Source organism: Pseudomonas sp. B21-032 (genome assembly GCF_024748965.1).
GTDB lineage: Bacteria > Pseudomonadota > Gammaproteobacteria > Pseudomonadales > Pseudomonadaceae > Aquipseudomonas.
This window is the reverse complement of record NZ_CP087180.1, coordinates 964,860-989,553: the sequence shown is the minus strand read 5'-3', so window position 1 is coordinate 989,553 and position 24,694 is coordinate 964,860. Positions and strand designations below refer to the sequence as shown.

The following is a 24,694-nucleotide window of genomic DNA, read 5'->3' as shown; positions in this document are numbered from 1 at the left end:
GCTTTCGCTTAGCGAGTGGTTACCTCGGTAGCTGCGAAGAAGTACGAGATTTCGCGAGCAGCGGCGGCTTCGGAGTCCGAACCGTGAACGGCGTTGGCGTCGATGGACTCGGCGAAGTCAGCACGGATGGTGCCGGCAGCAGCTTCTTTAGGGTTGGTAGCGCCCATCAGCTCACGGTTCAGAGCGATGGCGTTTTCGCCTTCCAGAACCTGGACAACAACAGGACCGGAGATCATGAAGGCAACCAGGTCGCCGAAGAAGCCGCGCTCTTTGTGCTCAGCGTAGAAGCCTTCGGCTTCGGCTTTGGACAGTTGCTTGAGTTTCGAGGCAACGACGCGCAGGCCGGCTTTTTCGAAACGGGTGGTGATCTCGCCGATCACGTTTTTAGCAACGGCGTCAGGCTTGATGATCGAGAAAGTACGTTGAACAGCCATGGTGAAACTCCAGAAACGTTGAGTGAAGCGAAAAATTAAACCCGCGAATTATACGCGGGTTCCGGGGGATTGCCTAACCTGCCGAGCGCGCTCAGTCGGCTTCTTCGATCCAGGCCGCCTGGATGGCTTCGAGAACCTTCTCGCCGCCACGGGTCGGATCGTCACTGAATTCCGGCAATGCCAGCACCCAACGGTGCAGATCGACGAAGTTCACATAACGAGGATCGACTTCCGGCTTGCTTTCGGCAAGCTGGATTGCAATTTCAAGTACATCAACCCATTTCAGACTCATGATTGGCTCCCTGAATCAGTGCGGCGCTTCGGCGGCCAGGTTGATCGTGTACTTCGGAATTTCGATGGTCAGGTCTTCCTCACCAACGATCACCTGGCACGCCAGGCGCGACTGACGCTCCAGGCCCCAGGCCTTGTCGAGCATGTCTTCTTCGAGCTCGTCGGCTTCTTCCAGCGAATCGAAGCCTTCACGCACGATGCAGTGGCAGGTGGTGCAGGCACACACGCCGCCACAGGCGCTTTCCATCTCGATGTGGTGCTCGTGGGCCAGTTCCAGGATGTTGGTTCCCGGCGCCACCTCCACCACCAGCCCTTCCGGGCAGAACTTCTCGTGGGGCAGAAAAATCACCTGCGGCATCAGTTATTCCTCGATCTCATTCAGGTTGCGCCCGGCCAAAGCGGCTTTTACCGTCGAATCAAGGCGACGGGCGGCAAAGGCATCGGTCACCTGCGACAGACGCTTGGTCTGTTGCTCGATGGCCGCGCCATCGGTGCCGTTGATCAAATCACGCAAGTCTTGCATCTGTTGCTCGATTGCCAGGCGCTCTTCGGCGTCCAGCAGGCGCTCGCCATCGGCGTCCAGGGCGCCCTGTACCGCTTCGAGCAGGCGCTCGGCGTCGACCTGGTGCTCGCGCAGCTGGCGCGCCACCTTGTCGAAACCGGCATGCTCGAAGGAGTCCTTGAGCATACGGGCGATTTCGCCGTCGGTCAGGCCGTAGGACGGCTTGACCTGGATGCTCGATTCGACACCCGAGCCCAGCTCGCGCGCCGAAACGCTGAGCAGGCCGTCGGCATCGACCTGGAAGGTCACGCGGATCTTCGCCGCACCGGCAACCATCGCCGGGATGCCACGCAGTTCGAAGCGCGCCAGGGAGCGGCAGTCACTGATCAGTTCGCGCTCGCCCTGCAGCACATGAATCATCATGGCCGACTGGCCATCTTTGTAGGTGGTGAACTCCTGGGCGCGGGCAACCGGGATGGTGGTGTTGCGCGGAATCACCTTCTCCATCAGCCCACCCATGGTTTCCAGACCCAGGGACAACGGAATCACGTCCAGCAGCAGCAATTCGCCACCATCACGGCGGTTGCCAGCCAGGGTATCGGCCTGGATGGCGGCGCCGATGGCGACTACCTGGTCCGGGTCGATTTCGGTCAGCGGGGTACGCCCAAACAACGTGCCGACGGCCTCGCGCACACGCGGCACGCGGGTCGAACCACCGACCATGACCACTGCGGCAACTTCTTCGAGCTCGACGCCGCTGTCACGCACGGCGCGGCGGCAGGCCTTGAGGCTGCGGGCGACCATGGGCTCGATCAGGGCATCGAAGGCACTGCGGGTCAGCTCTGCCTGCCAGTTGCCATAGGCGACCGTGACCACATCAGCATTGGTCAGGGCCTCTTTGGCTGCGCAGGCGGTCTGCAGCAGCTGGCGCTGGGCACCCGGATCGAGGTCCGAGGACAGGCCGGCCTGCTCGACAATCCAGCTGGCGATGGCGTGGTCGAAGTCGTCGCCGCCCAGGGCGCTGTCGCCACCGGTGGCCAGCACTTCAAAGACACCGCCGGTCAGGCGCAGGATCGAGATATCGAAAGTACCGCCACCCAGGTCATAGATGGCCACCAGGCCTTCGGCATTCTGGTCCAGGCCATAGGCCACGGCCGCCGCGGTCGGCTCGTTGAGCAGGCGCAACACGTTCAGGCCGGCCAGACGCGCGGCGTCCTTGGTGGCCTGGCGCTGGGCGTCGTCGAAATACGCCGGCACAGTGATCACCGCGCCAACCAGTTCGCCGCCGAGGGTCTCTTCGGCGCGCTGGCGCAGCACCTTGAGGATGTCGGCCGAGACTTCCACCGGGCTTTTCGGGCCCTGGACGGTGTCGATGAACGGCATGTGCGACTCGCCACCGACAAAGCGGTACGGCAGTTGCTCACCCAATTGCTTGACGTCTGCCAGGCCACGGCCCATCAGGCGCTTGACCGACAGCACGGTGTTGAGCGGGTCGCTGGAGGCGGCGTCGCGGGCGCTCTGGCCGACATCGATGTGGTCAGCGTGATAGCGCACTGCGGACGGCAGGATCACCCGGCCTTGGGCATCGGGCAGGGGCTCGCTGCGGCCGCTGCGCAGGGCAGCAACCAGGGAATTGGTGGTACCAAGGTCAATACCCACCGCCAGGCGACGCTGGTGCGGCTGGGGGCTCTGACCGGGTTCGGCGATCTGCAGTAGGGCCATGCTTATCTGAATACCAGGGGCGCCGCCAGAAGCAGCGCCGGGTTAATCGTCGAGGCGCTCTTCCAGCTGGCGCACTTCGTAGGCGAGCTTGTCGAGAAACTGCATGCGGCGCATCAGGCGCTCGGCCTGCTCACGCTGCGCAGGATCATCCCAGCAGGCGGCGAAGTCCTCGTTGAGTGCTTCCTGGGCGGCTTTCAAGCGACGCTTGAAGACGGCCACGCCATCGAGGTCGGCACTGTCCTGGAGGTCTTCGAGCTCTTCACGCAGCTGCATCTGCTGCAGCAGGAACTCGGGATCATGGACGGTGACTTCCTGCGGCACTTCATGGCCGCCGATCGCCAACAGGTAGCGGGCACGCCGGGGCGCGCTCTTGAGAGTCTGGTAGGCCTCGTTCAGCGCAGCCGAACGCTCCAGCGCAATGCGCTGTTCACGTTCGGAGGCATCGGCGAAGCGATCCGGATGGACCTCACGGGCCAGCTCGCGATAGCGAACAGCCAGCTTGTCGAGGTCCAGACGGAAGCCAGGTTGCAGGTCAAACAGGGCGAAATGACAAGGAGTACCCACGCGCAGCCTCAGACGTTGAAGCTTTCGCCGCAGCCACACTCACCGCGCACGTTGGGGTTGTTGAACTTGAAGCCTTCGTTCAACCCTTCCTTGACGAAATCCAGCTCGGTACCGTCGAGGTACGTCAGGCTTTTCGGATCGATGATGACCTTTTCGCCATGGCTTTCGAAGACCTGGTCATCGGAGGTTACTTCATCGACGAACTCCAGCACATAGGCCAGGCCCGAGCAGCCAGTGGTGCGCACGCCAAGGCGAATACCTTCACCCTTGCCGCGTCCGTCGAGGGAGCGCCGCACATGTTTGGCGGCGGCTTCTGTCATGCTGATAGCCATCGAGACTCCTTACCTGCAACAGGCGACCTTAGAGCAAACCTTTCTTCTGCTTGTAATCGCGCACGGCCGCCTTGATGGCGTCCTCGGCGAGTACCGAGCAGTGGATTTTAACCGGCGGCAGCGCCAGTTCTTCGGCCAGCTGGGTGTTCTTGATGGTTTCCGCTTCGTCCAGGGTCTTGCCCTTCATCCACTCGGTAGCGAGGGAGCTGGAAGCGATGGCCGAACCGCAGCCGTAGGTCTTGAACTTGGCGTCTTCGATAACGCCCTGCTCGTTGACCTTGATCTGCAGGCGCATGACGTCGCCGCACGCCGGAGCGCCGACCATGCCGGTGCCGACATCCGGGTCCTCGGCATTCATCTTGCCGACGTTACGCGGGTTTTCGTAGTGGTCGATGACCTTTTCACTGTATGCCATGGTGCAATTCCTTCCTCATCAGAGAGCCGCTCTTGCCGGCGACTACTTAGTGCGCAGCCCACTCGATCTTGGAGATGTCGACGCCGTCTTTGTACATATCCCACAGCGGCGACAATTCGCGCAGCTTGGTTACGGCCTCGCAAACCTTCTGCGCGGCGTAGTCGATTTCTTCTTCGGTGGTGAAGCGACCGAAGGTAAAGCGGATCGAGCTGTGTGCCAGTTCGTCGTTGCGGCCCAGGGCACGCAGCACGTAGGACGGCTCGAGCGAAGCCGAAGTACAGGCCGAGCCGGACGAAACGGCCAGGTCCTTGAGCGCCATGATCAGCGACTCGCCTTCGACGTAGTTGAAGCTCAGGTTCAGGTTGTGCGGAATGCGCGCGGTCATGCTGCCGTTGATGTACAGCTCTTCGAGGCCTTCAACCTGCTTGTAGAAGCGGTCGCTCAGGGCCTTGATGCGCAGGTTCTCGCTGGCCATCAGCTCTTTGGCGATGGCGAAGGCTTCGCCCATGCCGACGATCTGGTGGGTGGCCAGGGTGCCCGAACGCATGCCGCGCTCGTGACCGCCGCCGTGCATGGTGGCTTCCAGGCGCACGCGAGGCTTGCGGCTGACGTACAGCGCGCCAATGCCTTTAGGGCCATAGGTCTTGTGCGCCGAGAACGACATCAGGTCGACCTTGAGCTTTTGCAGGTCGATCTCGACCTTGCCGGTGGACTGCGCGGCATCGACGTGGAACATGACGCCGCGGGCGCGGGTCAGCTCGCCAATGGCGGCGATGTCGTTGATGGTGCCGATTTCGTTGTTCACGTGCATGATCGACACCAGAATGGTGTCTTCACGCAGGGCAGCTTCAACCATGGCCGGGGTGATCAGGCCATCGGCGCCTGGCTCGATGTAGGTCACTTCAAAGCCTTCACGCTCCAGCTGACGAGTGCTGTCCAGGACAGCCTTGTGCTCGATCTTGGAGGTGATCAGGTGCTTGCCCTTGGTGCTGTAGAAGTGCGCGACGCCCTTGATTGCCAGGTTGTCGGACTCGGTGGCACCGCTGGTCCAGACAATTTCACGCGGGTCGGCATTGACCAGGTCGGCGACCTGGCGACGGGCGTTCTCGACCGCTTCTTCGGCTTTCCAGCCAAAGACGTGGGAGCGCGACGCCGGGTTACCGAAGTTCCCGTCGACCAGCAGGCAGTCGCTCATCTTCTGGGCAACGCGTGGATCGACCGGGGTGGTCGCGGAGTAATCGAGGTAGATCGGCAACTTCATTGAATATCTCCTATCAGGCGGTCGCGCCGCGCGTCGAAACGGTCATTCGACGGCGGACGTCTCAATCTTGTCCATCTGCGGTGCCCGGCCTGCGATACGACGCAGGTCCTGGCGCTGGGCGACTTCTTGTACCTCACGGCGAGTGACAAGGTCAGCCAGGCTGATGCCGCTGAGGAATTCGTGAATCTGCTGGCTGAGGTCGCACCACAGGTGGTGGGTCAGGCAGGTGTCGCCGGCGTGGCAATCACCCAGCCCCTGGCAGCGCGTGGCATCGACCGATTCGTTGACCGCGTCGATGACCTGGGCGACCTGAATGCTCTCCATGCTTCGCGACAGCTGGTAGCCGCCGCCAGGGCCGCGCACACTGGAAACCAGGCTGCTGCGGCGCAGCTTTGCAAACAGCTGCTCCAGATAAGAGAGGGAAATGCCTTGGCGCTCGGAAATGTCGGCCAGAGACACCGGCCCATTCTGCGCGTGCAACGCCAGGTCGAGCATGGCGGTCACGGCGTATCGGCCTTTTGTAGTCAGTCGCATGGCTAGTAGGTACCACGGGGTTACGGGATGGGAGCGAGTATGCTATTCCCGAGCATTTAAGTCAACTATAAGACCTAGTGCTTTAGTCGGGTTTACCGCAAGAGGGCGGCGGAATGATAGCAAACTAAGGGGCGCTTGCGCACGCCCCTTCTGTCAATGCGTCGACGCGTCGCTGCGGGCCTCATCCTTGATCTCGGCGAAGTCCTCTTCACGCAGTGCCGGCAGCTCCTTGGCGCAGTAGTCGCTGCCAAGATTCTTAAGCGCGCCGCACATGTCTTCCAGGCGCCCGTCGACCGCCTGCAGGTGGTCAAGCAACTGACCAATGGCGCGGGCCACCGGGTCGGGCATGTCTTCGCTGACGCCATAGGCATCGAAGCCGATCTTCTCGGCCATGGCCTTGCGCCGGGCCTCGACCTCGGCATCGGTCTTGACGATGATCCGCCCGGGGATACCCACCGCAGTCGCGCCGGCCGGTACCGCCTTGGTGACCACCGCGTTGGAACCGATCTTGGCCCCGGCGCCGACGGTGAACGGCCCCAGCACCTTGGCCCCGGCACCGACGACCACGCCGTCCTCAAGGGTCGGGTGGCGCTTGCCCTTGTTCCAGGTGGTGCCGCCCAGGGTCACGCCCTGGTACAGAGTGACGTCGTCGCCGATCTCGGCGGTTTCGCCGATGACGATGCCCATGCCGTGGTCAATGAAGAAGCGCCGTCCCACCTTGGCACCAGGGTGAATCTCGATCCCGGTCAGCCAGCGGCCGAAGTTCGACACCAGCCGCGCCAGCCACTTCCAGTCCCGTCGCCACAAGGCGTGCGCCGCGCGATGCAGCCAGATCGCGTGCATGCCGGGGTAGCAGGTCAGCACTTCAAAGGCATTGCGCGCCGCCGGGTCGCGGTGGAAAACGCTCTGGATATCTTCACGCAGACGCTCGAACATCTATTGATCCTTGCGCTTATGCGGCTCGCCACGGGCCGCTTTCTGGGTTTCGGTGAGAATGCCGCGCAAAATACTCATTTCCGAACGATCCACCGAGCTGCGCCCGTACAGGCGACGCAGGCGCGGCATCAGGTGCCTAGGCTTGAGCGGGTCGAGAAAGCCGATATCGACCAGGGTCTTTTCCAGGTGCTGGTAGAACAGCTCCATTTCATCCATGGTCGCCAGCTCGCTGCTGTCGACTACTTCCACCGGCGACGCCTGCCCTTCCTGCGCCAGCCAGGCCATGCGCACCTCATAGGCCAGCACCTGCACTGCGGCGCCGAGGTTCAGCGAGCTGAAGTCCGGGTTCGAGGGGATGTGCACATGGAAATGGCAACGCTGCAGCTCTTCGTTGGTCAGGCCGGCGTGCTCACGGCCGAACACCAGGGCAATCTCTTCGCCCTGAACGGCATGCTCGATGACCTTGCTGGCGCACTCGCGCGGGTCGACCAGCGGCCAGGGGATGCGGCGCTCGCGGGCACTGGTACCGAACACCAGGTTGCAGCCGACCAGCGCCTCTTCAAGGGTGGCGACCACTTGTGCGCCGCCCAGCACATCATCGGCACCCGACGCACGGGCATCCGCCTCGGGCGAGGGAAAATGCTGCGGATCGACCAGCACCAAGCGCGACAAGCCCATGTTTTTCATGGCACGCGCAGCGCCGCCGATATTGCCGGGGTGGCTGGTATTGACCAGAACAACACGAATATTTTGCAGCAAGGCGAGCGCTCACAGACGTTGCGAAGGGGGAGCAAATCTTACAGAAGCGACCGACTTTACGCTACGAAAGCAAATGTCACCCTTCTTCGCGCAAAGTTTTCTGCTAGAATGTTCGGCTTTCTTTAACGACCCAGGTGAAACGTCCATGCAGCCCATGCTGAATATCGCGCTGCGCGCCGCCCGCAGCGCCAGTGAATTGATTTTCCGCTCCATCGAGCGCCTGGATAGCATCAAGGTTGATGAAAAAGACGCCAAGGATTACGTCTCCGAAGTCGATCGCGCCGCAGAGCAGAAAATCATCGATGCCCTGCGCAAGGCCTACCCGAACCACTCCATCTACGGCGAAGAGACCGGCCTGCATGCCGGTAGCGGCGAAGAAGGCAAGGACTACCTGTGGATCATCGACCCACTGGATGGCACCACCAACTTCCTGCGTGGCGTTCCGCACTTTGCTGTCAGCATTGCCTGCAAATACCGTGGCCGCCTTGAGCACGCCGTGGTGCTGGACCCTGTCCGCCAGGAAGAATTCACCGCCAGCCGTGGCCGTGGCGCCCAGCTGAACGGCCGCCGCCTGCGCGTCAGCCCTCGCACCAGCCTGGAAGGTGCCCTGCTGGGTACCGGCTTCCCGTTCCGCGACAACCAGATGGCTGACCTGGACAACTACCTGGGCATGTTCCGCGCCCTGGTTGGCCAGACCGCCGGCATCCGCCGCGCCGGTGCTGCCAGCCTGGACCTGGCCTACGTTGCCGCCGGTCGTTTCGATGCCTTCTGGGAATCGGGCCTGTCGGAATGGGACATGGCTGCAGGCGCCCTGCTGATCCAGGAAGCCGGCGGCCTGGTGAGCGACTTCACCGGTGGCCACGACTTCCTCGAGAAGGGTCACATCGTTGCCGGTAACACCAAGTGCTTCAAGGCCGTTCTGACTGCCATCCAGCCGCACCTGCCTGCTTCGATCAAACGCTAAGTACGATCGAGCACAAAAAAAGCACCCTTCGGGGTGCTTTTTTTTGGCGTGTAGGAGCGGGCTTGCCCCGCGATAGCGATCTAACCGTTACACCGCATCGCGGGGCAAGCCCGCTCCTACAGTAGATTACTGGCCAGCCTGGGCCTGGCTCAGTACCAGCTTGCCTTCTTTATCCAGCGGAATTTGCGAACCCGGGTCACGCTCCATGCGCACTTGACCGACCTTGTCGCCGATCGAGTACTTCACATCATAGCCGACCACCTTCTCGCTCAGGTCGTTGACCGTGTTGCAGCGGGTTTGCGTGGTGATGTAGGTATCACGCTCCTGCATGCCTTCCTGCACCTTGTTGCCGGCATAGCCGCCACCGACCGCACCGGCCACGGTCGCAATCTTCTTGCCGGTACCGCCACCGATCTGGTTACCCAGCAGGCCACCTGCCAGCGCACCGACCACGGTACCGGCAATCTGGTGTTGATCCTTGACCGGCGCCTGACGCGTCACAGTGACGTCCTTGCACACTTCACGGGGTGTCTTGACCGTCTGCTTGACCGGCTGCACCGCCAAAACTTCGGCGTATTCCGGCCCGCCCTTGACCAGGCTGTAGGTGGCAACAGCACCTCCGGCTGTTACACCGACAGCACCCAGAACCGCACCCACCAGCATCGATTTGTTCACCTGAACCTCCTGATCATACCTGCGGAACATTGCCCGCCTTCTCCCTGCCTTGGAGCATAAAAAAAGGCGCGAGTTCAACACTCGCGCCCTTTTGTACGACCAACAGTGCGGGAAATTCCCTTATGGACGGTCGTCCACACCTTCGGCTTTCACCGTCGGGATCAGGTCTTCACTGTTCAGGTTCAGCCAGATCAGCACCACGTTGGCGATGTAGATCGACGAGTAGGTACCGGCCATGACACCGATGAACAGCGCCAGGGAGAAGCCCCACAGGTTGTCGCCACCGAAGAACAGCAGCGCGGCAATCGCCAGCAAGGTCGACACCGAGGTCGCCACGGTCCGCAGCAGGGTCTGGGTGGTCGAGATGTTGATGTTCTCGATCAGCGAAGCCTTGCGCAGAACCCGGAAGTTCTCACGCACCCGGTCGAATACGACGATGGTGTCGTTGAGCGAGTAGCCAATGATCGCCAGCACCGCCGCCAGCACCGTCAGGTCGAAGGTGATCTGGAAGAACGAGAGGATACCCATGGTCACGACCACGTCGTGGATCAGCGACAGGATCGCACCCAGGGCGAACTTCCACTGAAAGCGGAAGGCCAGGTAGATCATGATGCCGCCCAGGGCCAGAAGCATGCCCAGGCCACCCTGGTCGCGCAGCTCTTCACCGACCTGCGGGCCGACGAACTCGACACGCTTGACCACTGCCGGGTTGTCGGTGCTGACCTTTTGCAGCGCCTCGGACACGCGGTTACCCAGTTGCGGATCATCGCCCGGCATACGCACCAGCAGGTCGGTGGTAGCACCGAAACTCTGCACCACGGCGTCCTGGAAGCCGGCCTTGACCAGCTCTTCACGGACCTCGCCAAGGTTGGCCGGACGCTCGTAGGTCAGCTCGATGAGCGTACCGCCGGTGAAGTCCAGACCAAAGTTGAGGCCTTTGTAGAACCAGCTGAACAGCGCCAGCACGGTCAGAAGCAGGGTGATGCCGAACGCAAGGTTGCGCACACCCATGAAGTTGATTGTACGTAACATGGCAGCCCCTTATACCCACAGCTTCTTGATATCACGCCCGCCGCAGGTCAGGTTGACCATTGCGCGGGTGACCATGACGGCCGTGAACATCGAGGTGAAAATCCCGAGGGACATGGTAACCGCGAAGCCCTTGACCGGGCCGGTACCCATGGCGAAGAGGATGCCGCCGACCAGCAAGGTGGTCAGGTTGGCGTCGACAATCGCCGTGTAGGCACGGTTGAAACCTTCGTGGATGGCGCGTTGCACCGACATGCCATTGGCCAGCTCTTCGCGGATCCGCGAGAAGATCAGCACGTTGGCGTCAACCGCCATACCCATGGTCAGGACGATACCGGCGATACCCGGCAGGGTCAGCGTTGCCCCCAGCAGCGACATCAGCGCCAGCAGCATGACCATGTTACCGGCCAGGGCGATGGTCGCGATCAGGCCGAAGAAGCGATAGATGGCCATGATGAACAGCGAGACAAACAGCATGCCCCACAGGGATGCGTCGATACCCTTGGTGATGTTGTCGGCACCCAGGCTCGGACCAATGGTGCGCTCTTCAGCAAAGTACATCGGCGCCGCCAGGCCACCAGCACGCAGCAGCAGGGCCAGTTCCGACGACTCGCCCTGGCCGTTCAGGCCAGTGATACGGAACTGGCTGCCCAGTGGCGACTGGATGGTCGCCAGGCTGATGATCTTCTTCTCTTCGGTGAAAGTCTGCACGGCAACGTCTTTCTCGACGCCGTCGACCATCTGCTTGACGTAGCGCGTGGTTGGACGCTGCTCGATGAAGATCACCGCCATGCTGCGGCCGACGTTGCTACGGGTAGCACGGCTCATCAGCTCGCCACCATGACCATCCAGACGGATGTTCACCTGCGGACGGCCCTGCTCGTCGAAGCTGGCCTGGGCGTCGGTCACCTGGTCACCGGTGATGATCAGGCCACGCTCGACCGCAGCCGAACGACCGCCTTCACGGAACTCGAAGGTTTCGGTGGTGGCTTTCGAGGCACCAGGCTCAGCACCCAGGCGGAATTCGAGGTTGGCGGTCTTGCCGAGAATACGCTTGGCTTCGGCGGTGTCCTGCACGCCTGGCAGCTCGACCACGATGCGGTTGGCACCCTGGCGCTGAACCAGTGGCTCGGCCACACCCAGCTCGTTGACGCGGTTACGTACCGTGGTCAGGTTCTGCTTGATCGAGTATTCACGGATTTCCGCGACCTTGGCCGGGGTAATCGCCAGGCGCAGCACCGACAGACCGTTGCGCTCGGTGGTGGTCAGCTCGAAATCGTTGAAATTCTTGCGGATCAGGCTGCGGGCCTGTTCGCGGGATTCGTCATCGGAGAAGCCCAGCTGGATGCCGCCATCTTGTTGCGGCAGGCTGCGATAGCGCACGCGCTCTTTGCGCAGCAGGCTCTTGACTTCGCCTTCGTAGACTTTCAGGCGCGCCGACATGGCCTTGTCCATGTCCACTTCAAGCAGGAAGTGCACACCACCGGAAAGGTCCAGGCCCAGCTTCATCGGGCTTGCGCCCAGGTTGCGCAGCCATTGCGGGGTAGTCGGGGCCAGGTTGAGCGCTACTACATAGTCGTCGCCCAGTGCCTTGCGCACTACATCCTTGGCTGGCAGTTGATCTTCCTGTTTGCTCAGGCGCACCAGGCCAACCTTGCCCTTCTCGCCCAGGCTCGCGGCCTTGACCTGGATACCGGACTCGTTGAGCGCCTTGCTCACGCGGTCCAGATCGGCCTGAGTGACCTGCAGTGCAGTACTGGCACCGCTGACCTGAACGGCCGGATCATCAGGGTAGAGGTTGGGAGCGGAATAAATAAAACCGATCGCCAGTACCACCAGGATCAGTGCGTATTTCCACAGAGGGTATTTGTTCAGCATCACGCCGCCCGTTCAAGACGCGGGGCGCCTTGCGCGCCCCGTCGATTGGTAAAAAACTGAAACTTAGATCGCTTTGAGCGTGCCTTTAGGCAGGGTCGCGGCTACGGCGCCCTTCTGGAACTTCAGCTCGACGTTGTCGGACACTTCCAGAACCACGAAGTCGTCGGCAACTTTGACGATCTTGCCGGCGATACCGCCGTTGGTGACAACTTCGTCACCTTTTTGCAGGTTGCTCAGCAGGTTTTTCTGCTCTTTGGCACGTTTGGCCTGCGGGCGCCAGATCATCAGGTAGAAGATGACCAGGAAACCGACCAGGAAAATCCACTCGAAGCCAGTACCGGCTGGGCCGGCGGCTGGGGCAGCTGCGTCCGCGTATGCGGCAGGGATCAGAAAGCTCATTTAGCACTCCAGTTGCAAATCAGTACTTGTTAGGGATCGACAGAACATCAGTCCAAGGGCGGCACAGGCAGCCCGCGCTTGGCGTAAAAGGCATCGACAAAGGCGGCCAATGTACCTTGTTGAATAGCCTCGCGTAAACCAGCCATCAAGCGCTGGTAATGACGCAAGTTATGGATCGTATTCAACATACTGCCCAACATTTCGCCGCATTTATCCAGATGATGCAGATACGCGCGGGAGAAGTTCTGGCAGGTATAGCAATCGCAGGTCGCGTCCAGGGGCGAATCATCGTGGCGATGGAACGCGTTACGGATTTTCAGCACGCCGGTATCGACAAACAGATGGCCGTTGCGCGCGTTGCGCGTGGGCATCACGCAATCGAACATGTCGACGCCGCGGCGCACACCCTCAACGAGATCTTCCGGCTTGCCTACCCCCATAAGGTAACGAGGTTTGTCAGCCGGCATCCGCCCTGGCAGGTAGTCCAGGACCTTGATCATTTCGTGCTTGGGCTCGCCCACCGACAGGCCGCCGATGGCCAGGCCGTCGAAGCCGATCTTTTCCAGGCCTTCGAGCGAGCGCATGCGCAGGTTCTCGTGCATGCCACCCTGAACAATGCCGAACAGCGCCGCAGTGCTGTCGCCGTGGGCGTTCTTCGAGCGCTGGGCCCAGCGCAGGGACAACTCCATGGACACCCGGGCGACGTCTTCATCGGCCGGGTACGGGGTGCATTCGTCGAAGATCATCACCACGTCCGAGCCCAGGTCACGCTGGACCTGCATCGACTCTTCCGGGCCCATGAACACCTTGGAGCCGTCGACCGGCGAGGCGAAGGTCACGCCCTCTTCGCGGATCTTGCGCATGGCGCCCAGGCTGAACACCTGGAAACCGCCGGAGTCGGTGAGGATCGGGCCCTGCCACTTCATGAAGTCGTGCAGGTCGCCGTGGGCCTTGATCACCTCGGTGCCCGGGCGCAGCCACAGGTGGAAGGTGTTGCCGAGGATCATGTGCGCGCCGATCGCCTCGATGTCGCGCGGCAGCATGCCCTTGACCGTGCCATAGGTGCCCACCGGCATGAACGCCGGGGTCTCGACCACGCCACGCGGGAAAGTCAGGCGGCCGCGACGGGCCTTGCCGTCAGTGGCGAGCAATTCGAAGGACATACGACAGGTGCGACTCATGCTTGATCCTCGGGGCCGCGTGGCGCCGGATTGCGGGTGATGAACATGGCATCACCGTAACTGAAGAAGCGGTACCCGTGTTCGACCGCCGCCGCGTAGGCAGCCATGGTCTCGGGGTAACCGGCGAAGGCCGAAACCAGCATCAGCAGCGTGGATTCAGGCAAATGGAAGTTGGTCACCAGGGCATCGACCACATGGAACGGCCGGCCCGGGAAGATGAAGATATCGGTATCGCCACTGAAGGCCTTGAGCTCGCCATCACGGGCGGCGCTTTCCAGCGAACGCACGCTGGTGGTGCCCACGGCAACCACGCGCCCGCCACGGGCCCGGCAGGCAGCCACGGCGTCAACCACATCCTGGCTGACCTCCAGCCACTCTTTATGCATGTGGTGATCTTCGATGCGCTCGACCCGCACCGGCTGGAAGGTACCAGCACCTACATGCAGAGTGACAAAGGCGGTTTCCACACCCTTGGCGGCGATTTTGGCCAGCAGTTCTTCGTCGAAGTGCAGGCCGGCGGTTGGCGCGGCCACGGCGCCAGCGCGCTCGGCGTACACCGTCTGGTAGCGCTCGCGGTCGGCGCCTTCATCCGGACGGTCGATATACGGCGGCAGCGGCATGTGGCCAACGCGATCAAGCAGCGGCAGCACCTCTTCGGCAAAACGCAGCTCGAACAGCGCATCGTGACGGGCGAACATCTCGGCCTCGCCACCGCCATCGATGAGAATCTGCGTGCCAGGCTTGGGCGCCTTGCTCGAACGCACGTGGGCCAGTACCCGGTGGCTGTCGAGCACGCGCTCGACGAGGATTTCCAGCTTGCCGCCGCTGGCCTTCTGGCCGAACAGACGCGCCGGAATCACCCGGGTATTGTTGAACACCATCAGATCGCCCGGGCGCAGATGCTCGAGCAGGTCGGTGAACTGGCGATGCGCCAGTACCCCGCTCGGCCCGTCCAGGGTCAACAGCCGGCTGCTATGGCGCTGCGCCAGCGGATGGCGAGCGATCAGGGAATCAGGAAGCTCAAAGGAGAAATCGGCGACGCGCATGATGGTGTTCGGTTCGACAGGGCCGGAAAGTTTAGCCGAAACCGTGAAAATTGACCATGAAAGCTGATTGACCAACGGTAGGCGCCTCTCTATACTTCGCCGCCACAAGCCCTGATGGCGGAATTGGTAGACGCGGCGGATTCAAAATCCGTTTTCGAAAGGAGTGGGAGTTCGAGTCTCCCTCGGGGCACCAAACAGCAGTATCTGAGAGTCTCTAACAGCCTCTCAGACCCAAAGAAACCGGCCACTTGGCCGGTTTTTTTGTGCCTATCTATCTACCCCTGTCTCCCCCTATCCGTTGTATCCCTGTATCCCTGCTTGTATCCTGAGAAAAATACCGAACTTTGGGATACAAGGATGAAGCGCGCAGACATCAAGCGCCGCCCTCTCGCTGACACGACACTTGCGGGATTGGAGCCGGAATCAAAGGAGTACCGCGAGCTGGACGGCAGCGGCCTCTACTTCAGGGTTAAACCTGATGGCGGTAAGTCCTGGCAGCTTCGCTATAAACGTCCGACGGGCAACTGGGCCTGGATGGGACTTGGAGGCTATCCGGAGGTAAGTGGTGCGTTGGCACGAGACAAAGCTGCCGAACTGCGCAAGGTAGTGAGTAGCGGCGCCGATCCTCTCGAACAGAAGCGATCCGCCAAAGCAGCCATTGATGCAGCCAAGACACGCACCTTCAGAGCTGCTGCTGATGCCTGGCTCAAGGCAAAAGAAGAGAAGGGTCTTGCCCCTTCCACCCTCAATAAAATCCGTACCTATCTCGACAAAGACATTCTCCCTGCCTTGGGAGACAAACCTCTCGATGAGATCACTCGCACCGATTGCGCCGAACTCCAAGCCTCTATCGAAGCCCGAGACGCACACAACGTAGCGGAAAAATGCCGCACCTGGATCAATCAGATTTTCGGGAGAGCCATCGGTTTAGGCCTTACGGAAAACGACCCGGGAAGCCGTCTTAGGGATATCGCAGCACAGGCCCCTAAGACTCAACAACACCCGCATTTACTAGAACCAGAGTTAGGTTACTTTCTTACTGCACTGAAGAACACCCCAAGTAGGCTGACGGCCCGAACCGCTGCTTGGCTTTGCATCTGGACTGCCTCACGACCAGGCATGGTTCGCCTAGCCGAATGGAAAGAGTTCGACCTCGACAAAGCAACTTGGACGACACCAGCCGCAAAGATGAAGATGCGCAGAGACTTTGTGTGCCCACTACCACATCAAGCAGTTTCAGCCTTAAAAGAACTTCATTGCCTGACTGGCCGTAGTCGTTGGCTGTTTCCCGGAGTCGGCGCCAAAAACCCAACCATCAGTGAAAATACGATAAACAAAGTCTTCGCCACCATTGGATACAAAGGCCGGCTTGTAGGCCACGGTACTCGACATACTGCAAGCACATTACTTCGAGAGCATGGCTGGCCCAAAGAACATGTTGAAGCCCAACTAGCCCATAAAGAGGAAGGAATTTCAGGGGTGTACAACAAGGCTCAATATCTTGAGCACCGCATAACAATGATGCAGTGGTACGCCGACTACCTAGACGCCCTAGAGCGAGGGAACGTTGTCCAGGGTCAGTTCGACAAAGCCCAATGAAGGTGACTACCCTACCCCCACTCAAAAACCGTGTTACGCGTGTTACTCGTGTAACGACAACACTCAACCACTTGAAATCATTGGTATTTTTTTACGTCACACGTTCTACCCTATGTCCGTACACCTCGTGTAACGCGGCCTCGGCGTGTAACGGCCATTGGACCACCCCCTCCCTGCTGGCCCGGTCCCCAGATTGCGCACCACGCTGGATTGATGCTCCGCTATCGGGGCGTGGGGCAGCCTAATGGACGACTTGAACATTGAAGCTTTGGGACTCGAAATAGCGGGTGTGGACGTGCACTCCCTAATGCGAGATCTAGACGAGATTGAACTCGCTGTCAGTGAGTTAACGCTTTACGGTCAGTTCTATGAGCACTTCAAAGAAGGCTTTGGGCTCATCCAGCATGGGCGACACCCTGCACACAACCATCACCTACTACGTGTTGCCGGAGGCATGGCGTTCGGAGGTGTTTGGCGTCAGTTACAAGACTGCTGCTGACTATGACTGCGACCAGTGGAAACAAAGAGCCTCATCTACGGGAACCGAGTTCTGGCTGGCGTTCGAAGAAGGCAGGCCCGTCGGGATGGTCGGTGCCGCAGTCAGTGAGTCAGAGCGCTTCAATTTGATTGGGATGTGGATTGAGCCCGCAGCTCGGGGGGCTGGCATCGCAAAAGAACTGGTGGATATCGTAAAGGCTCGATCCACTGAGAGAGGTTTTGACGGCGTTTTTCTGGATGTCTCTCCTGAAAACGTTAGAGCCTCAAGCTTCTATTTGAAACAGGGGTTTGTCTTCCTGGATGAATGGGAGCCATTGGAAAGTCATCCGCATATTACTGTTCAGACTATGGTGTGGACGAAGCAGTGACCTCACCCTAAAAGGGTTGCAGCTAGGCCATCGCAATGTGACTTCCCAGGACGCTTACGCTGCAGCAACTCCAGGGTGCGCAAGGTCAGCACCGAGACGAACAGCACGGTCAACCCCGTCATCAGGAAGGTTTCCAGGCCCAAGGGAGCGATTTCAACGTCATGCATGGGGATTTACCTATGCGCCGGCCCAGGGCGTCGTAGTGGTAACGAGCCTCGCTGCTCAAGGTTGTACCCTGCCAGGTTTGCGCGCGGATCAGACGGTTTTCGCTGTCGTAGTGAAAGCGTTGCATGCCTCCGGCCGCACTGCTTTTCTCGCTGAGGTTGCCCCAGGTGTCGTAGCTGAAGCGCAAGTCCTTGAAGGCCACGAGGCGATTGCCGACGCAAAAAGCCAGTGAGATCGACCAGCTACTGCCGCATCATTGAATGCCGGGCTGACCTGTCCAAGACGTATTCCCCGTACGCTTACACTCCGGCAGCACGCGACCCGAGTCGCAATGGGTCGACAGGCAGTAACCACTATGGTCGGCAGCAATGTGCTGGGCTATGTCCAAAGTGCTGCGCCGTTGAAAGCGAGCACACACCGGACTCCAACTCCTTCGGATAACGCCGTAAAGGTCAGCCAGCCACTAATGACTGAGTGCACATGCACGATGCCATCTTTGTGCGACCACTACGATATACCAAATGAAATTATCGGCCTTTCATGTGTGCCACCAATATTATTGAATCCCAAACTGAAGTTGGGGGTCAGCATACTGGTGATATATTTTATCCTCCTAACTTGGGAAGCGCCCTTGCGTGTAAGTCCTCCAAAGATTTTCAATAAAACCAATGTCAACTCCATTCTGGAATGCCTGCGCAATCAGGCCCAGATCGTCCGATACATATGCTGCGAGATCAGAGTTTTTAGTTATTTGATAAACCTTCTTGAACGCAGCCTCTCTTATTTCCTTAATTGATACATCTTCAGGCGGGCACGACGAAATTATTTTTTCATAGCTAGTGCTCCATGCAGTATCAAACTCTATGGAATCCCTTGAGTCTAATTCAGCATCCCAATCGGTGTTTTTCCGAAAGACAAGCTCAAGAAAAACACCATCATTTATCTTAGATAAAATCTCACTTGTAGTTGTCATCTTAATCCTGCCTCCTTTAACCAGTTCTCTATTAGGTCTACAGCTTTAACTGGTGTGACGTTTTCACCCAAAACATGAGTACCATTCGGAGAGCGCACATCGACTTTTATGTCATTCAGATCTTTGTAAGCATTCCGATACGCAGCAAAAAGCTCATCATCTGTGCCCTTGAAAGCACCTTGTCGAGGACCAATAATGGGCCGCTCCGCGTCGTGCATTCGCCAGTGATCATGTTCCGCATTAGCCCCTCGAGGGAATAAGGTAGGTCTAGTTTTATCTGATCTGCTAACCTCGAAAGGTCTACCCACAGTTTTCCTCGATCAATCGTCGTACCGCGCGTCAGCCTCACGGGCAAGGGCCATTTGGTGGTCATGGCATGGCCTGCAGATCTCGTACTTGCGGCAACACCCTTCCTCGGGGTCGCGATAGTTGACCCGCTTTTCAACCTGCTGCTTACAGAACTGGCAGATCCCAGGATTATTCACACGAGTATAAAAATGCTCGCTGTGGCCCTCTTCGTCGAACTGAGGGAGTGGGTAACGATCACCTGAGTCGTCGGTGATGTACTCCCCGGTTTCATCCGTCACGATGCGGTGAAATTGCTCACGCGGATGCCCTTTCGGAGTACACCACAGGACACCAGGTCGTTCAGCGAATGGATCAATGTTCGGCGCCTTGTCTACCAGCTCGTCAATGCTGATGGTGTTGGCCTTGGCCCAACGAAAGACAGGCACCCACTCACTGGTTTCGTAGCGGTACGTCCAGAGAGCATCCGGCCAATATGGCAAGCTGAGCAGCGCTTGCTCACTGCAATGCGAAGTCTGGATGTAATGCTCCATGCCGTTCTCGATGAATCCGAGGCTGGCCGAGTCACGCAGATCCAACAGCTCAATAATCTGGCGAGTGGTGTAGTCGCGCTCACTGCGGGGCTCGATACGCTTGTTCATGCCTGCCGTTCTCCATGTTCCTGGGCGCGAGCACCGCGCCACTCTTTACGCCTCGACCCAGCGCGTGGCTGGGCTTGTGGTTTTCCGTTGTTCGTGGAGCTGGTGGTGGACGGGGTGACTTGTCGCCCTGGATGGCAGCAGCCAGCAAGCCCATGGGAGCGGTAGCCGATTGTCCTTTGAACGAATCAGCGGTCCCTACCAACGTCTCCTCGCTGTCTGTCAGGATCAACTACAGGGGCTAGTTCTTTGGCTTTAGCGACGAGAAGCTTGATGTCCTCCTCGGTGTTACCTTCAACCTCTATATCCCCAACCTTCAAACGCAGCTTGCGTCCATTTTTTCTGCCTACCCATGCAACAACCGCAGCTGTAAGAAAAGGCACGATGGCTTGAGTCATCGGAATTATGAATTCACCCGTGAGGCCGCCTGTAGCCCCTACGCTGTCAAATACAGCAAGGCGAGGACTTATAGCAGTCCCCGAAGCGTTTACTGCATCCCTAAACTCACGCAGTTCGCCTTGGTAATCCGCTCCGAAGCTGGCCGCATCATCTTGGGAACGCACTAAACTAATGAAAACTTTCAGAGCTTCATTCATACCCGACTCCTTTCTTATCGTGCCAAGGGAGCGAAAGCGACCCTCTACTACTGACCTTGCCCCACGTTTGACGGCGGGGCTTGGGGGTTCCTGGGCGACCTTTCCCATCGAAACGCCTTCAAAGCCGTTCCAGAAGGCCAGCGCAAGACCGCTTGCGCTGTGGGGATCTGTTCCCCATCCGTTACTTTAACAACTGTCAAACATGCGGGTGTTCACGACCACAGGCATCAATAAGCTGCTGCTTAAAATCTCTGTACTCTTCAAGGCTGATGATTTCCGCATCGGCCAATGTGGAGATGATCCCGAAGGCCACACCGTAGTAGTACCCATCATAAGGCACTCCATCTAACTGGCGCTCAAAACACCCATTTATCAGGCTGTTGATGCGTGGTAACTGCATATTACGAATTGCATTTTTCATCTCATTCATTTTGAAGATTTTTCCTACCCAACTAAGCCGTTCTCATGAACATGGCAGTAACCGCCTAGCAGAGCTACCCATCTGCTGGGTGAATCGATAGCATTCCCCCCTGTAATAATATTTCGGCAGGGATTGCCTTCTACTGTGGCATCTGCACAGTAGACGCAATAAGAAGAACGATGCCAACTGAGGTACTGACTTTTTGTCACACCGTAATATTTAGCGGTGTACTCCACCGGATCACGGGAGTAAGCAACAACGTCTTCGGCGGGCAGCGGGATGGATTTACTTCCATATGGACCTGCATGAGTCGCCTGAAAAGTCACTCCTTTCTCAGCCAGGTCCCCAATAAATAACTCGTTACTCAAAGTAATTTCCTCGTCAATTAACTACTTCAAGAAGGAACGCGTATGAGACTCTCGGCCAGTACGACGCTCAAAATCCTTCCGTTTGGCCACGGCCAACAGGTAGCACTGTGTGCATGCCGCATCAGGCGCTGCAGCCTTGATCGCAGCAGTGGAGCGTAGTACGTAGCATCCACATACGCATTTACAAACCCATCGAGCTTTTCTGTCGGCAGAAATCCCGATTACAACCAGCCGTCCCATCCGAATGGATGTGAAGTCTTTGAACGAGGGATTCAATAACTGAGCCTTAGTCGGCGCCGTTATCGGTAACGGTAGATCGGAGTCCTGGTCAGTCTCATTCGCCCTGAACTCAAACGACTCACCGCCTGAAATCACCCGAGCGGCAGTAGCATCAACTGGTATTTCGTTCCCTAATTTCAACTCTGATTCCTCGCGTTTTGCTATCCATGGCATTCAAACGTAAAAAGAGTCGTCGATATCACTATGCCAGCGCAAGTTCAAATGCACGCCGAACTGCCTGCATATCCACCGTTAGGTAAGGCTTGCTGTGATCCAAGCATGCATGCCCTAGCATGGTCTGCACTATCTCGACATCGCCGGTGGCGGCCAAGATTTTTGCAGCAAGCGAGCGCCTGCCACTATGCGAGGAGCCCTGTTTGATACCCGCTTGTCGGTATAACCTGCTGATAGTTTGCTGCAATGAATCACAGGCTTGGTACACCTCCGGCCCGCTGTCCAGCTGGCGATGTTTGAATGCCAGTTCAAAGGCTTGCCCTTTGTGTGTCATGACCAGCTTTGAGCCTGGCCGGAATCCTCGATACTCATCTATGCCTGAAAGCCCCCAGCGGCGCCGAGCGCGCACGCCAAACCACGCATCAAGCGCGGCAAGGCATCGAGCATGAGTCAGATACACGTTTCGCGGCCGACAGCCTTTGGTGATGTCTGCGCGCAAGTAGACCTCGGGCTTGATAGCACCGCTGGCATACAGCACGTCGCCAATCTCCAGCAAAGCCAACTCGGTGACACGAATGCCGGTGGTATGCGTGAGCCACAACAACATCACATCACGCTCCGGCATGCGGCCAGTGACAGAGGCTACGCGGATCAGGTGTTTGAATTGTCCAGGACGAAGGGATGCAGCACGGTGAGGATTCATAGGGGTGGGCTCTCTGTCAGGATTAGACGGGAATCAGGATCAATCCAAAGAGAGTTGGCAGCAGGCCTCCAGCAAAGCCTACCACCAGTGATTTCGCAATGTTCACGGAAAACTCGGGCTAAAGACGTTACACAGTTCGCTATCGTTACACCGCACACTCTGCGCGATACAAAACGGTGTGACCTTGTTTTTTCACAACAAAATCAATAACTTGCTTATAAACGTCACACCTGAAACACCAGTTACACGTCTTTTAAGATGTCCACCCCGCCCCCCATCGGCAATGAGCACCATCAGCGAAGAGATTCCAGCAGGAGCCGGGGGACCCTGAGCAAATGAGACACATACGGGGTCGGAAACCCGCGGGACTTTGTTAGCACCAGGGTGCCCAGCTTAGTGAACAGGTGAATCGGGTGAACACACCCGTCTGGGTGGTGAACCCAATCAATTATTCTCCTGGCTACTGACCCATCTCCTCGGGGACCGTCAACCTCGTCAACTGTCAACCATCGTCAACCGACCAGCCTCTAGCAAGACGGCGAGGGTTTCCGACCCCGTGCCCTTCAGATAGTCCCAGGGGCCCCGGCGGCATTTTGGCGACTGATTGCTTTCTGCCATCCTCCAGCTAACCTCCATCCCTGCTGGTTATCGCGCACCTCAGCCAGCACAACAGACATGGTTAAAAATGTGAGTCATTACCGATCCGACACACGGAAGCGAGGACTAGCAAATGCAATCATTTATCGTGAACAGAAACGTTCAACCCAACGGCGACTACGAAGTGCACAACACGACGACTGGATGCACATTCATGCCGCTGCTGGAGAATCAGGTATCACTCGGAAATCACCTATCCTGTACCGGTGCTGTTAGCGCCGCACGAGGGGCAAATCCCACACTACGAATTAATGGTTGCTACTATTGCTGCAACCCTTGCCACACCAGCTAGGTTCTCCAAGGAAAGCACAGCGGGGTTTACAGGTCGTTTATGCCCAGATCTAGGATTGTGCAGTCATAGGCCCAAGCAAGCTGTATCCCCGCGTGTATCCCTAACTATATAATCCGGCTGTAGGCTGCGGATTATATGGAATACTCCAGTCTCCCTCGGGCACCAAACGCAAAAAGAAACCGACCCTAGGGTCGGTTTTTTTGTGCCCGGCAATTCAAGCACAAGCCACCAGGCGCTGCACTTGCCGGTGGATCTCCTCGCCGTGATTCAACTCGGCCGTGCGCAGGTCAAACGCCGTCTGCAGGTTGAGCCAGAACTCCGGCGTAGTGTCCAGGCAAGTGGCGAGGCGCAAGGCCATGTCTGCCGAAACGCCGCGACGCCGAGAAAGAACCGCATCTATCGCAGAGGCAGACACGCCCAACGCGCGAGCCAAAGCGGCGACACTAACACCCAACTCACTCTGAAAATCTTCGCGCAGGACTTCCCCTGGGTGTACCGGACGCATGGCGTTTTTGCAGATCATGATGCACCTCAGTGAAAGTCCGATATTGCAACACGTGCAGGCCTAGCGCATTGCGCAGTGGATAGCCCTTTATTGCACCACCCCACACGCAATCCGCGCCCCACCACCCCCCAACGCCTGCGGGTGATCGCTGTGGTTATCGCCGCCGCCATGCACCATCAGCGCATGGCCCTTGAACTCGTCGGCCTTCAGGCGTGGGGCCAGGACCGGGTAGCGGGCGGTGCCGTCGGCGCTGACATACAGGGCGGGCAAGTCGCCCTTGTGCCCGGCATCGTCGTACGGACCCAGGTGTTTTTTACTCTGCTGCGGGTCCCAATGCCCGCCTGCAGAACCTGCCGGCGTGGTCTTGCCGTCGGCGGTGGCCGGTGCGCAGGAGGGGTTTTCGTGCAGGTGAAAGCCGTGTACGCCCGGCGGCAAGTCGCGCAGGTCAGGCGTGAGCAAAGTGCCGTACTTATTCTGCTCAAGGGTAATGGTACCGACCGGTTTGGCGCTGCCGTCGGCGCCCACCAGGGCCATTTCCACGGTCTGGGCCTGAGCCAGGCCCGCTGTTGCCAGGGCGGCGGTGAACAGAAGTGCTTTCATGATGTTGCTCCTTGTGGGTCGATGCAGCCGAAGGGCACCTTATCAAGGTGGACCCTGGCGCAGCGTGGGGATTCCATTACCAGCTTTGTCGAAGTGTGTAGGATCACTGTTCCCTCATTTGCTGATCGAGTCGCGCCATGCAATTGACCCACCGCCCCGTCCAGCCTCAGGACATCGCTGCCATCTGCTGCTTCCCCCAAGGCCCGGACGAGCTGTTCTACATGTTCCCCAAAGCTGCGTACCCGCTGACACCCGCGCAATTGAGCGAGGCCATAGCCCAGCGCAGCGGCTCCACTGTGGTCGAGGGTGACGGTACGCTGCTGGCCTTTGCCAACTTCTACAAGGCCGAGCACGGCGGCGTGTGCGCCCTCGGCAATGTGGTGGTGGCCCCCGCCGCGCGCGGTCATGGCGTGGCGCGTTATCTGGTGCAGAGCATGATCGAGCTGGCTCGCAGCCAGTTCGAGGCCCGCGAGGTGCAGGTGTCGTGTTTCAACAGCAATGCCGCCGGGCTGCTGCTTTATCCACAGCTGGGCTTTGAGCCTTTTGCCATCGTCGAACGTGAGGGCCCCGGCAATACACGGGTCGCATTGGTGCAGATGAAGCAGGCGCTGTAGCCGATCGATGAGCTGG

At 58.9% G+C, this 24,694-nt stretch carries 30 protein-coding genes and 1 tRNA gene; 5 read left to right on the top strand and 26 right to left on the bottom strand.

Annotated elements, in window-relative coordinates:
* Positions 1-8: 8 nt before the first annotated feature.
* The 11 genes from ndk to trmJ form a co-directional block, all read right to left on the bottom strand.
* Positions 9-434 carry a nucleoside-diphosphate kinase gene (gene ndk, locus LOY54_RS04485; protein ID WP_007964426.1) on the bottom strand — a complete coding sequence of 142 codons (426 nt, stop codon included), beginning with the start codon at positions 432-434 and terminating at the stop codon, positions 9-11.
* Between the two features lie 91 nt (positions 435-525).
* Positions 526-726: a Fe-S cluster assembly protein IscX gene (iscX, locus tag LOY54_RS04480; RefSeq protein WP_045196212.1), complete on the bottom strand. Its 201-nt coding sequence runs from the start codon at positions 724-726 to the stop codon at positions 526-528.
* 15 nt (positions 727-741) lie between these two features.
* Positions 742-1,083, bottom strand: coding sequence for an ISC system 2Fe-2S type ferredoxin (gene fdx, locus LOY54_RS04475; RefSeq protein ID WP_115088639.1), 342 nt, complete (start codon positions 1,081-1,083; stop codon positions 742-744).
* A 3-nt stretch (positions 1,084-1,086) separates the two neighbouring features.
* Positions 1,087-2,949 (bottom strand): Fe-S protein assembly chaperone HscA, encoded by a 1,863-nt coding sequence (gene hscA, locus LOY54_RS04470; RefSeq protein ID WP_195885705.1) that lies wholly within the window; start codon positions 2,947-2,949, stop codon positions 1,087-1,089.
* A 42-nt stretch (positions 2,950-2,991) separates the two neighbouring features.
* Positions 2,992-3,513: a co-chaperone HscB gene (hscB, locus tag LOY54_RS04465; protein ID WP_045196206.1), complete on the bottom strand. Its 522-nt coding sequence runs from the start codon at positions 3,511-3,513 to the stop codon at positions 2,992-2,994.
* An 8-nt stretch (positions 3,514-3,521) separates the two neighbouring features.
* Positions 3,522-3,845, bottom strand: a complete 324-nt coding sequence (iscA, locus tag LOY54_RS04460) for an iron-sulfur cluster assembly protein IscA (RefSeq protein WP_045196204.1) — start codon at positions 3,843-3,845, stop codon at positions 3,522-3,524.
* A 28-nt stretch (positions 3,846-3,873) separates the two neighbouring features.
* Entirely contained in the window at positions 3,874-4,260 is a 387-nt protein-coding gene (gene iscU / locus LOY54_RS04455; RefSeq protein WP_002552476.1) for a Fe-S cluster assembly scaffold IscU, read from the bottom strand.
* 46 nt (positions 4,261-4,306) lie between these two features.
* Positions 4,307-5,521 carry an IscS subfamily cysteine desulfurase gene (locus tag LOY54_RS04450; protein WP_045196198.1) on the bottom strand — a complete coding sequence of 405 codons (1,215 nt, stop codon included), beginning with the start codon at positions 5,519-5,521 and terminating at the stop codon, positions 4,307-4,309.
* A gap of 42 nt (positions 5,522-5,563) precedes the next feature.
* Entirely contained in the window at positions 5,564-6,055 is a 492-nt protein-coding gene (gene iscR, locus LOY54_RS04445; RefSeq protein ID WP_258609463.1) for a Fe-S cluster assembly transcriptional regulator IscR, read from the bottom strand.
* Between the two features lie 153 nt (positions 6,056-6,208).
* Positions 6,209-6,991 (bottom strand): serine O-acetyltransferase, encoded by a 783-nt coding sequence (cysE, locus tag LOY54_RS04440; RefSeq protein WP_115088644.1) that lies wholly within the window; start codon positions 6,989-6,991, stop codon positions 6,209-6,211.
* On the bottom strand, positions 6,992-7,750 hold the full coding sequence (gene trmJ / locus LOY54_RS04435) for a tRNA (cytosine(32)/uridine(32)-2'-O)-methyltransferase TrmJ (RefSeq protein WP_093388088.1): 759 nt from the start codon (positions 7,748-7,750) through the stop codon (positions 6,992-6,994).
* A gap of 145 nt (positions 7,751-7,895) precedes the next feature.
* Here trmJ and suhB point away from each other — a divergent pair, with 145 nt between their 5' ends.
* Positions 7,896-8,714 (top strand): inositol-phosphate phosphatase, encoded by an 819-nt coding sequence (suhB, locus tag LOY54_RS04430; protein ID WP_010223469.1) that lies wholly within the window; start codon positions 7,896-7,898, stop codon positions 8,712-8,714.
* A 126-nt stretch (positions 8,715-8,840) separates the two neighbouring features.
* Here the strand turns inward: suhB and LOY54_RS04425 are convergent, their stop codons facing one another.
* The 6 genes from LOY54_RS04425 to queA form a co-directional block, all read right to left on the bottom strand.
* The gene (locus LOY54_RS04425; RefSeq protein ID WP_258609460.1) at positions 8,841-9,389 is read right to left on the bottom strand and encodes a glycine zipper 2TM domain-containing protein; all 549 of its coding nucleotides are present in this window, start codon (positions 9,387-9,389) and stop codon (positions 8,841-8,843) included.
* 120 nt (positions 9,390-9,509) lie between these two features.
* The gene (gene secF / locus LOY54_RS04420; protein WP_045196188.1) at positions 9,510-10,421 is read right to left on the bottom strand and encodes a protein translocase subunit SecF; all 912 of its coding nucleotides are present in this window, start codon (positions 10,419-10,421) and stop codon (positions 9,510-9,512) included.
* A 9-nt stretch (positions 10,422-10,430) separates the two neighbouring features.
* The gene (secD, locus tag LOY54_RS04415) at positions 10,431-12,296 is read right to left on the bottom strand and encodes a protein translocase subunit SecD (protein WP_045196186.1); all 1,866 of its coding nucleotides are present in this window, start codon (positions 12,294-12,296) and stop codon (positions 10,431-10,433) included.
* A gap of 63 nt (positions 12,297-12,359) precedes the next feature.
* A complete protein-coding gene (yajC, locus tag LOY54_RS04410) occupies positions 12,360-12,695 on the bottom strand; it encodes a preprotein translocase subunit YajC (protein WP_010223473.1) in 336 nt (111 codons plus the stop codon).
* A gap of 47 nt (positions 12,696-12,742) precedes the next feature.
* Positions 12,743-13,858, bottom strand: a complete 1,116-nt coding sequence (gene tgt, locus LOY54_RS04405; RefSeq protein WP_162195925.1) for a tRNA guanosine(34) transglycosylase Tgt — start codon at positions 13,856-13,858, stop codon at positions 12,743-12,745.
* A gap of 14 nt (positions 13,859-13,872) precedes the next feature.
* Positions 13,873-14,922: a tRNA preQ1(34) S-adenosylmethionine ribosyltransferase-isomerase QueA gene (gene queA / locus LOY54_RS04400; protein WP_258609458.1), complete on the bottom strand. Its 1,050-nt coding sequence runs from the start codon at positions 14,920-14,922 to the stop codon at positions 13,873-13,875.
* Between the two features lie 108 nt (positions 14,923-15,030).
* Here queA and LOY54_RS04395 point away from each other — a divergent pair.
* The 3 genes from LOY54_RS04395 to LOY54_RS04385 all read left to right on the top strand — a co-directional run bounded on the left by LOY54_RS04395 (position 15,031) and on the right by LOY54_RS04385 (position 17,387).
* Positions 15,031-15,115: transfer RNA gene (locus LOY54_RS04395), tRNA-Leu, on the top strand.
* A gap of 164 nt (positions 15,116-15,279) precedes the next feature.
* A complete protein-coding gene (locus LOY54_RS04390) occupies positions 15,280-16,521 on the top strand; it encodes a tyrosine-type recombinase/integrase (protein ID WP_258596503.1) in 1,242 nt (413 codons plus the stop codon).
* Between the two features lie 368 nt (positions 16,522-16,889).
* Complete coding sequence (locus tag LOY54_RS04385; protein WP_258596501.1) at positions 16,890-17,387, top strand: GNAT family N-acetyltransferase; 498 nt, start codon at positions 16,890-16,892, stop codon at positions 17,385-17,387.
* 121 nt (positions 17,388-17,508) lie between these two features.
* On the opposite strand, the gene LOY54_RS04380 is transcribed toward LOY54_RS04385, so the two are convergent.
* The 9 genes from LOY54_RS04380 to sodC all read right to left on the bottom strand — a co-directional run bounded on the left by LOY54_RS04380 (position 17,509) and on the right by sodC (position 24,064).
* On the bottom strand, positions 17,509-17,754 hold the full coding sequence (locus LOY54_RS04380) for an RHS repeat domain-containing protein (RefSeq protein WP_258596499.1): 246 nt from the start codon (positions 17,752-17,754) through the stop codon (positions 17,509-17,511).
* A gap of 411 nt (positions 17,755-18,165) precedes the next feature.
* Positions 18,166-18,525 carry a hypothetical protein gene (locus LOY54_RS04375; protein ID WP_095190026.1) on the bottom strand — a complete coding sequence of 120 codons (360 nt, stop codon included), beginning with the start codon at positions 18,523-18,525 and terminating at the stop codon, positions 18,166-18,168.
* Positions 18,522-18,743: a hypothetical protein gene (locus LOY54_RS04370; RefSeq protein ID WP_258609456.1), complete on the bottom strand. Its 222-nt coding sequence runs from the start codon at positions 18,741-18,743 to the stop codon at positions 18,522-18,524. The genes LOY54_RS04375 and LOY54_RS04370 overlap by 4 nt, the downstream gene beginning before the upstream one ends.
* Positions 18,744-18,845: 102 nt before the next feature.
* The gene (locus tag LOY54_RS04365; RefSeq protein WP_258596496.1) at positions 18,846-19,472 is read right to left on the bottom strand and encodes a hypothetical protein; all 627 of its coding nucleotides are present in this window, start codon (positions 19,470-19,472) and stop codon (positions 18,846-18,848) included.
* Between the two features lie 185 nt (positions 19,473-19,657).
* Complete coding sequence (locus LOY54_RS04360) at positions 19,658-20,065, bottom strand: hypothetical protein (RefSeq protein WP_258609454.1); 408 nt, start codon at positions 20,063-20,065, stop codon at positions 19,658-19,660.
* A 196-nt stretch (positions 20,066-20,261) separates the two neighbouring features.
* Positions 20,262-20,495: a hypothetical protein gene (locus LOY54_RS04355; protein ID WP_258596492.1), complete on the bottom strand. Its 234-nt coding sequence runs from the start codon at positions 20,493-20,495 to the stop codon at positions 20,262-20,264.
* A gap of 840 nt (positions 20,496-21,335) precedes the next feature.
* Complete coding sequence (locus tag LOY54_RS04350) at positions 21,336-22,010, bottom strand: site-specific integrase (RefSeq protein ID WP_258596490.1); 675 nt, start codon at positions 22,008-22,010, stop codon at positions 21,336-21,338.
* Between the two features lie 1,163 nt (positions 22,011-23,173).
* On the bottom strand, positions 23,174-23,479 hold the full coding sequence (locus LOY54_RS04345) for a HigA family addiction module antitoxin (RefSeq protein ID WP_258610688.1): 306 nt from the start codon (positions 23,477-23,479) through the stop codon (positions 23,174-23,176).
* A 72-nt stretch (positions 23,480-23,551) separates the two neighbouring features.
* On the bottom strand, positions 23,552-24,064 hold the full coding sequence (sodC, locus tag LOY54_RS04340; protein ID WP_093388085.1) for a superoxide dismutase family protein: 513 nt from the start codon (positions 24,062-24,064) through the stop codon (positions 23,552-23,554).
* Positions 24,065-24,201: 137 nt separating this feature from the next.
* On the opposite strand from sodC, the gene LOY54_RS04335 reads away from it, so the two are divergent.
* Positions 24,202-24,678, top strand: coding sequence for a GNAT family N-acetyltransferase (locus tag LOY54_RS04335; RefSeq protein ID WP_258609452.1), 477 nt, complete (start codon positions 24,202-24,204; stop codon positions 24,676-24,678).
* Positions 24,679-24,694: the final 16 nt, after the last annotated feature.

Coding starts and splice junctions, on each gene's coding strand:
- tgt (WP_162195925.1), bottom strand. CDS start 13,858: ATGTCCTTCGAATTGCTCGCCACTGACGGCAAGGCCCGTCGCGGCCGC.
- yajC (WP_010223473.1), bottom strand. CDS start 12,695: ATGAGCTTTCTGATCCCTGCCGCATACGCGGACGCAGCTGCCCCAGCC.
- secD (WP_045196186.1), bottom strand. CDS start 12,296: ATGCTGAACAAATACCCTCTGTGGAAATACGCACTGATCCTGGTGGTA.
- suhB (WP_010223469.1), top strand. CDS start 7,896: ATGCAGCCCATGCTGAATATCGCGCTGCGCGCCGCCCGCAGCGCCAGT.
- sodC (WP_093388085.1), bottom strand. CDS start 24,064: ATGAAAGCACTTCTGTTCACCGCCGCCCTGGCAACAGCGGGCCTGGCT.
- LOY54_RS04360 (WP_258609454.1), bottom strand. CDS start 20,065: ATGAATGAAGCTCTGAAAGTTTTCATTAGTTTAGTGCGTTCCCAAGAT.
- iscA (WP_045196204.1), bottom strand. CDS start 3,845: ATGGCTATCAGCATGACAGAAGCCGCCGCCAAACATGTGCGGCGCTCC.
- iscU (WP_002552476.1), bottom strand. CDS start 4,260: ATGGCATACAGTGAAAAGGTCATCGACCACTACGAAAACCCGCGTAAC.
- iscR (WP_258609463.1), bottom strand. CDS start 6,055: ATGCGACTGACTACAAAAGGCCGATACGCCGTGACCGCCATGCTCGAC.
- fdx (WP_115088639.1), bottom strand. CDS start 1,083: ATGCCGCAGGTGATTTTTCTGCCCCACGAGAAGTTCTGCCCGGAAGGG.
- hscA (WP_195885705.1), bottom strand. CDS start 2,949: ATGGCCCTACTGCAGATCGCCGAACCCGGTCAGAGCCCCCAGCCGCAC.
- queA (WP_258609458.1), bottom strand. CDS start 14,922: ATGCGCGTCGCCGATTTCTCCTTTGAGCTTCCTGATTCCCTGATCGCT.
- LOY54_RS04350 (WP_258596490.1), bottom strand. CDS start 22,010: ATGAATCCTCACCGTGCTGCATCCCTTCGTCCTGGACAATTCAAACAC.
- LOY54_RS04355 (WP_258596492.1), bottom strand. CDS start 20,495: ATGAATGAGATGAAAAATGCAATTCGTAATATGCAGTTACCACGCATC.
- LOY54_RS04370 (WP_258609456.1), bottom strand. CDS start 18,743: ATGCACGACGCGGAGCGGCCCATTATTGGTCCTCGACAAGGTGCTTTC.
- LOY54_RS04385 (WP_258596501.1), top strand. CDS start 16,890: ATGAGCACTTCAAAGAAGGCTTTGGGCTCATCCAGCATGGGCGACACC.
- LOY54_RS04365 (WP_258596496.1), bottom strand. CDS start 19,472: ATGAACAAGCGTATCGAGCCCCGCAGTGAGCGCGACTACACCACTCGC.
- LOY54_RS04335 (WP_258609452.1), top strand. CDS start 24,202: ATGCAATTGACCCACCGCCCCGTCCAGCCTCAGGACATCGCTGCCATC.
- LOY54_RS04450 (WP_045196198.1), bottom strand. CDS start 5,521: ATGAAGTTGCCGATCTACCTCGATTACTCCGCGACCACCCCGGTCGAT.
- cysE (WP_115088644.1), bottom strand. CDS start 6,991: ATGTTCGAGCGTCTGCGTGAAGATATCCAGAGCGTTTTCCACCGCGAC.
- ndk (WP_007964426.1), bottom strand. CDS start 434: ATGGCTGTTCAACGTACTTTCTCGATCATCAAGCCTGACGCCGTTGCT.
- LOY54_RS04390 (WP_258596503.1), top strand. CDS start 15,280: ATGAAGCGCGCAGACATCAAGCGCCGCCCTCTCGCTGACACGACACTT.
- iscX (WP_045196212.1), bottom strand. CDS start 726: ATGAGTCTGAAATGGGTTGATGTACTTGAAATTGCAATCCAGCTTGCC.
- secF (WP_045196188.1), bottom strand. CDS start 10,421: ATGTTACGTACAATCAACTTCATGGGTGTGCGCAACCTTGCGTTCGGC.
- LOY54_RS04375 (WP_095190026.1), bottom strand. CDS start 18,525: ATGACAACTACAAGTGAGATTTTATCTAAGATAAATGATGGTGTTTTT.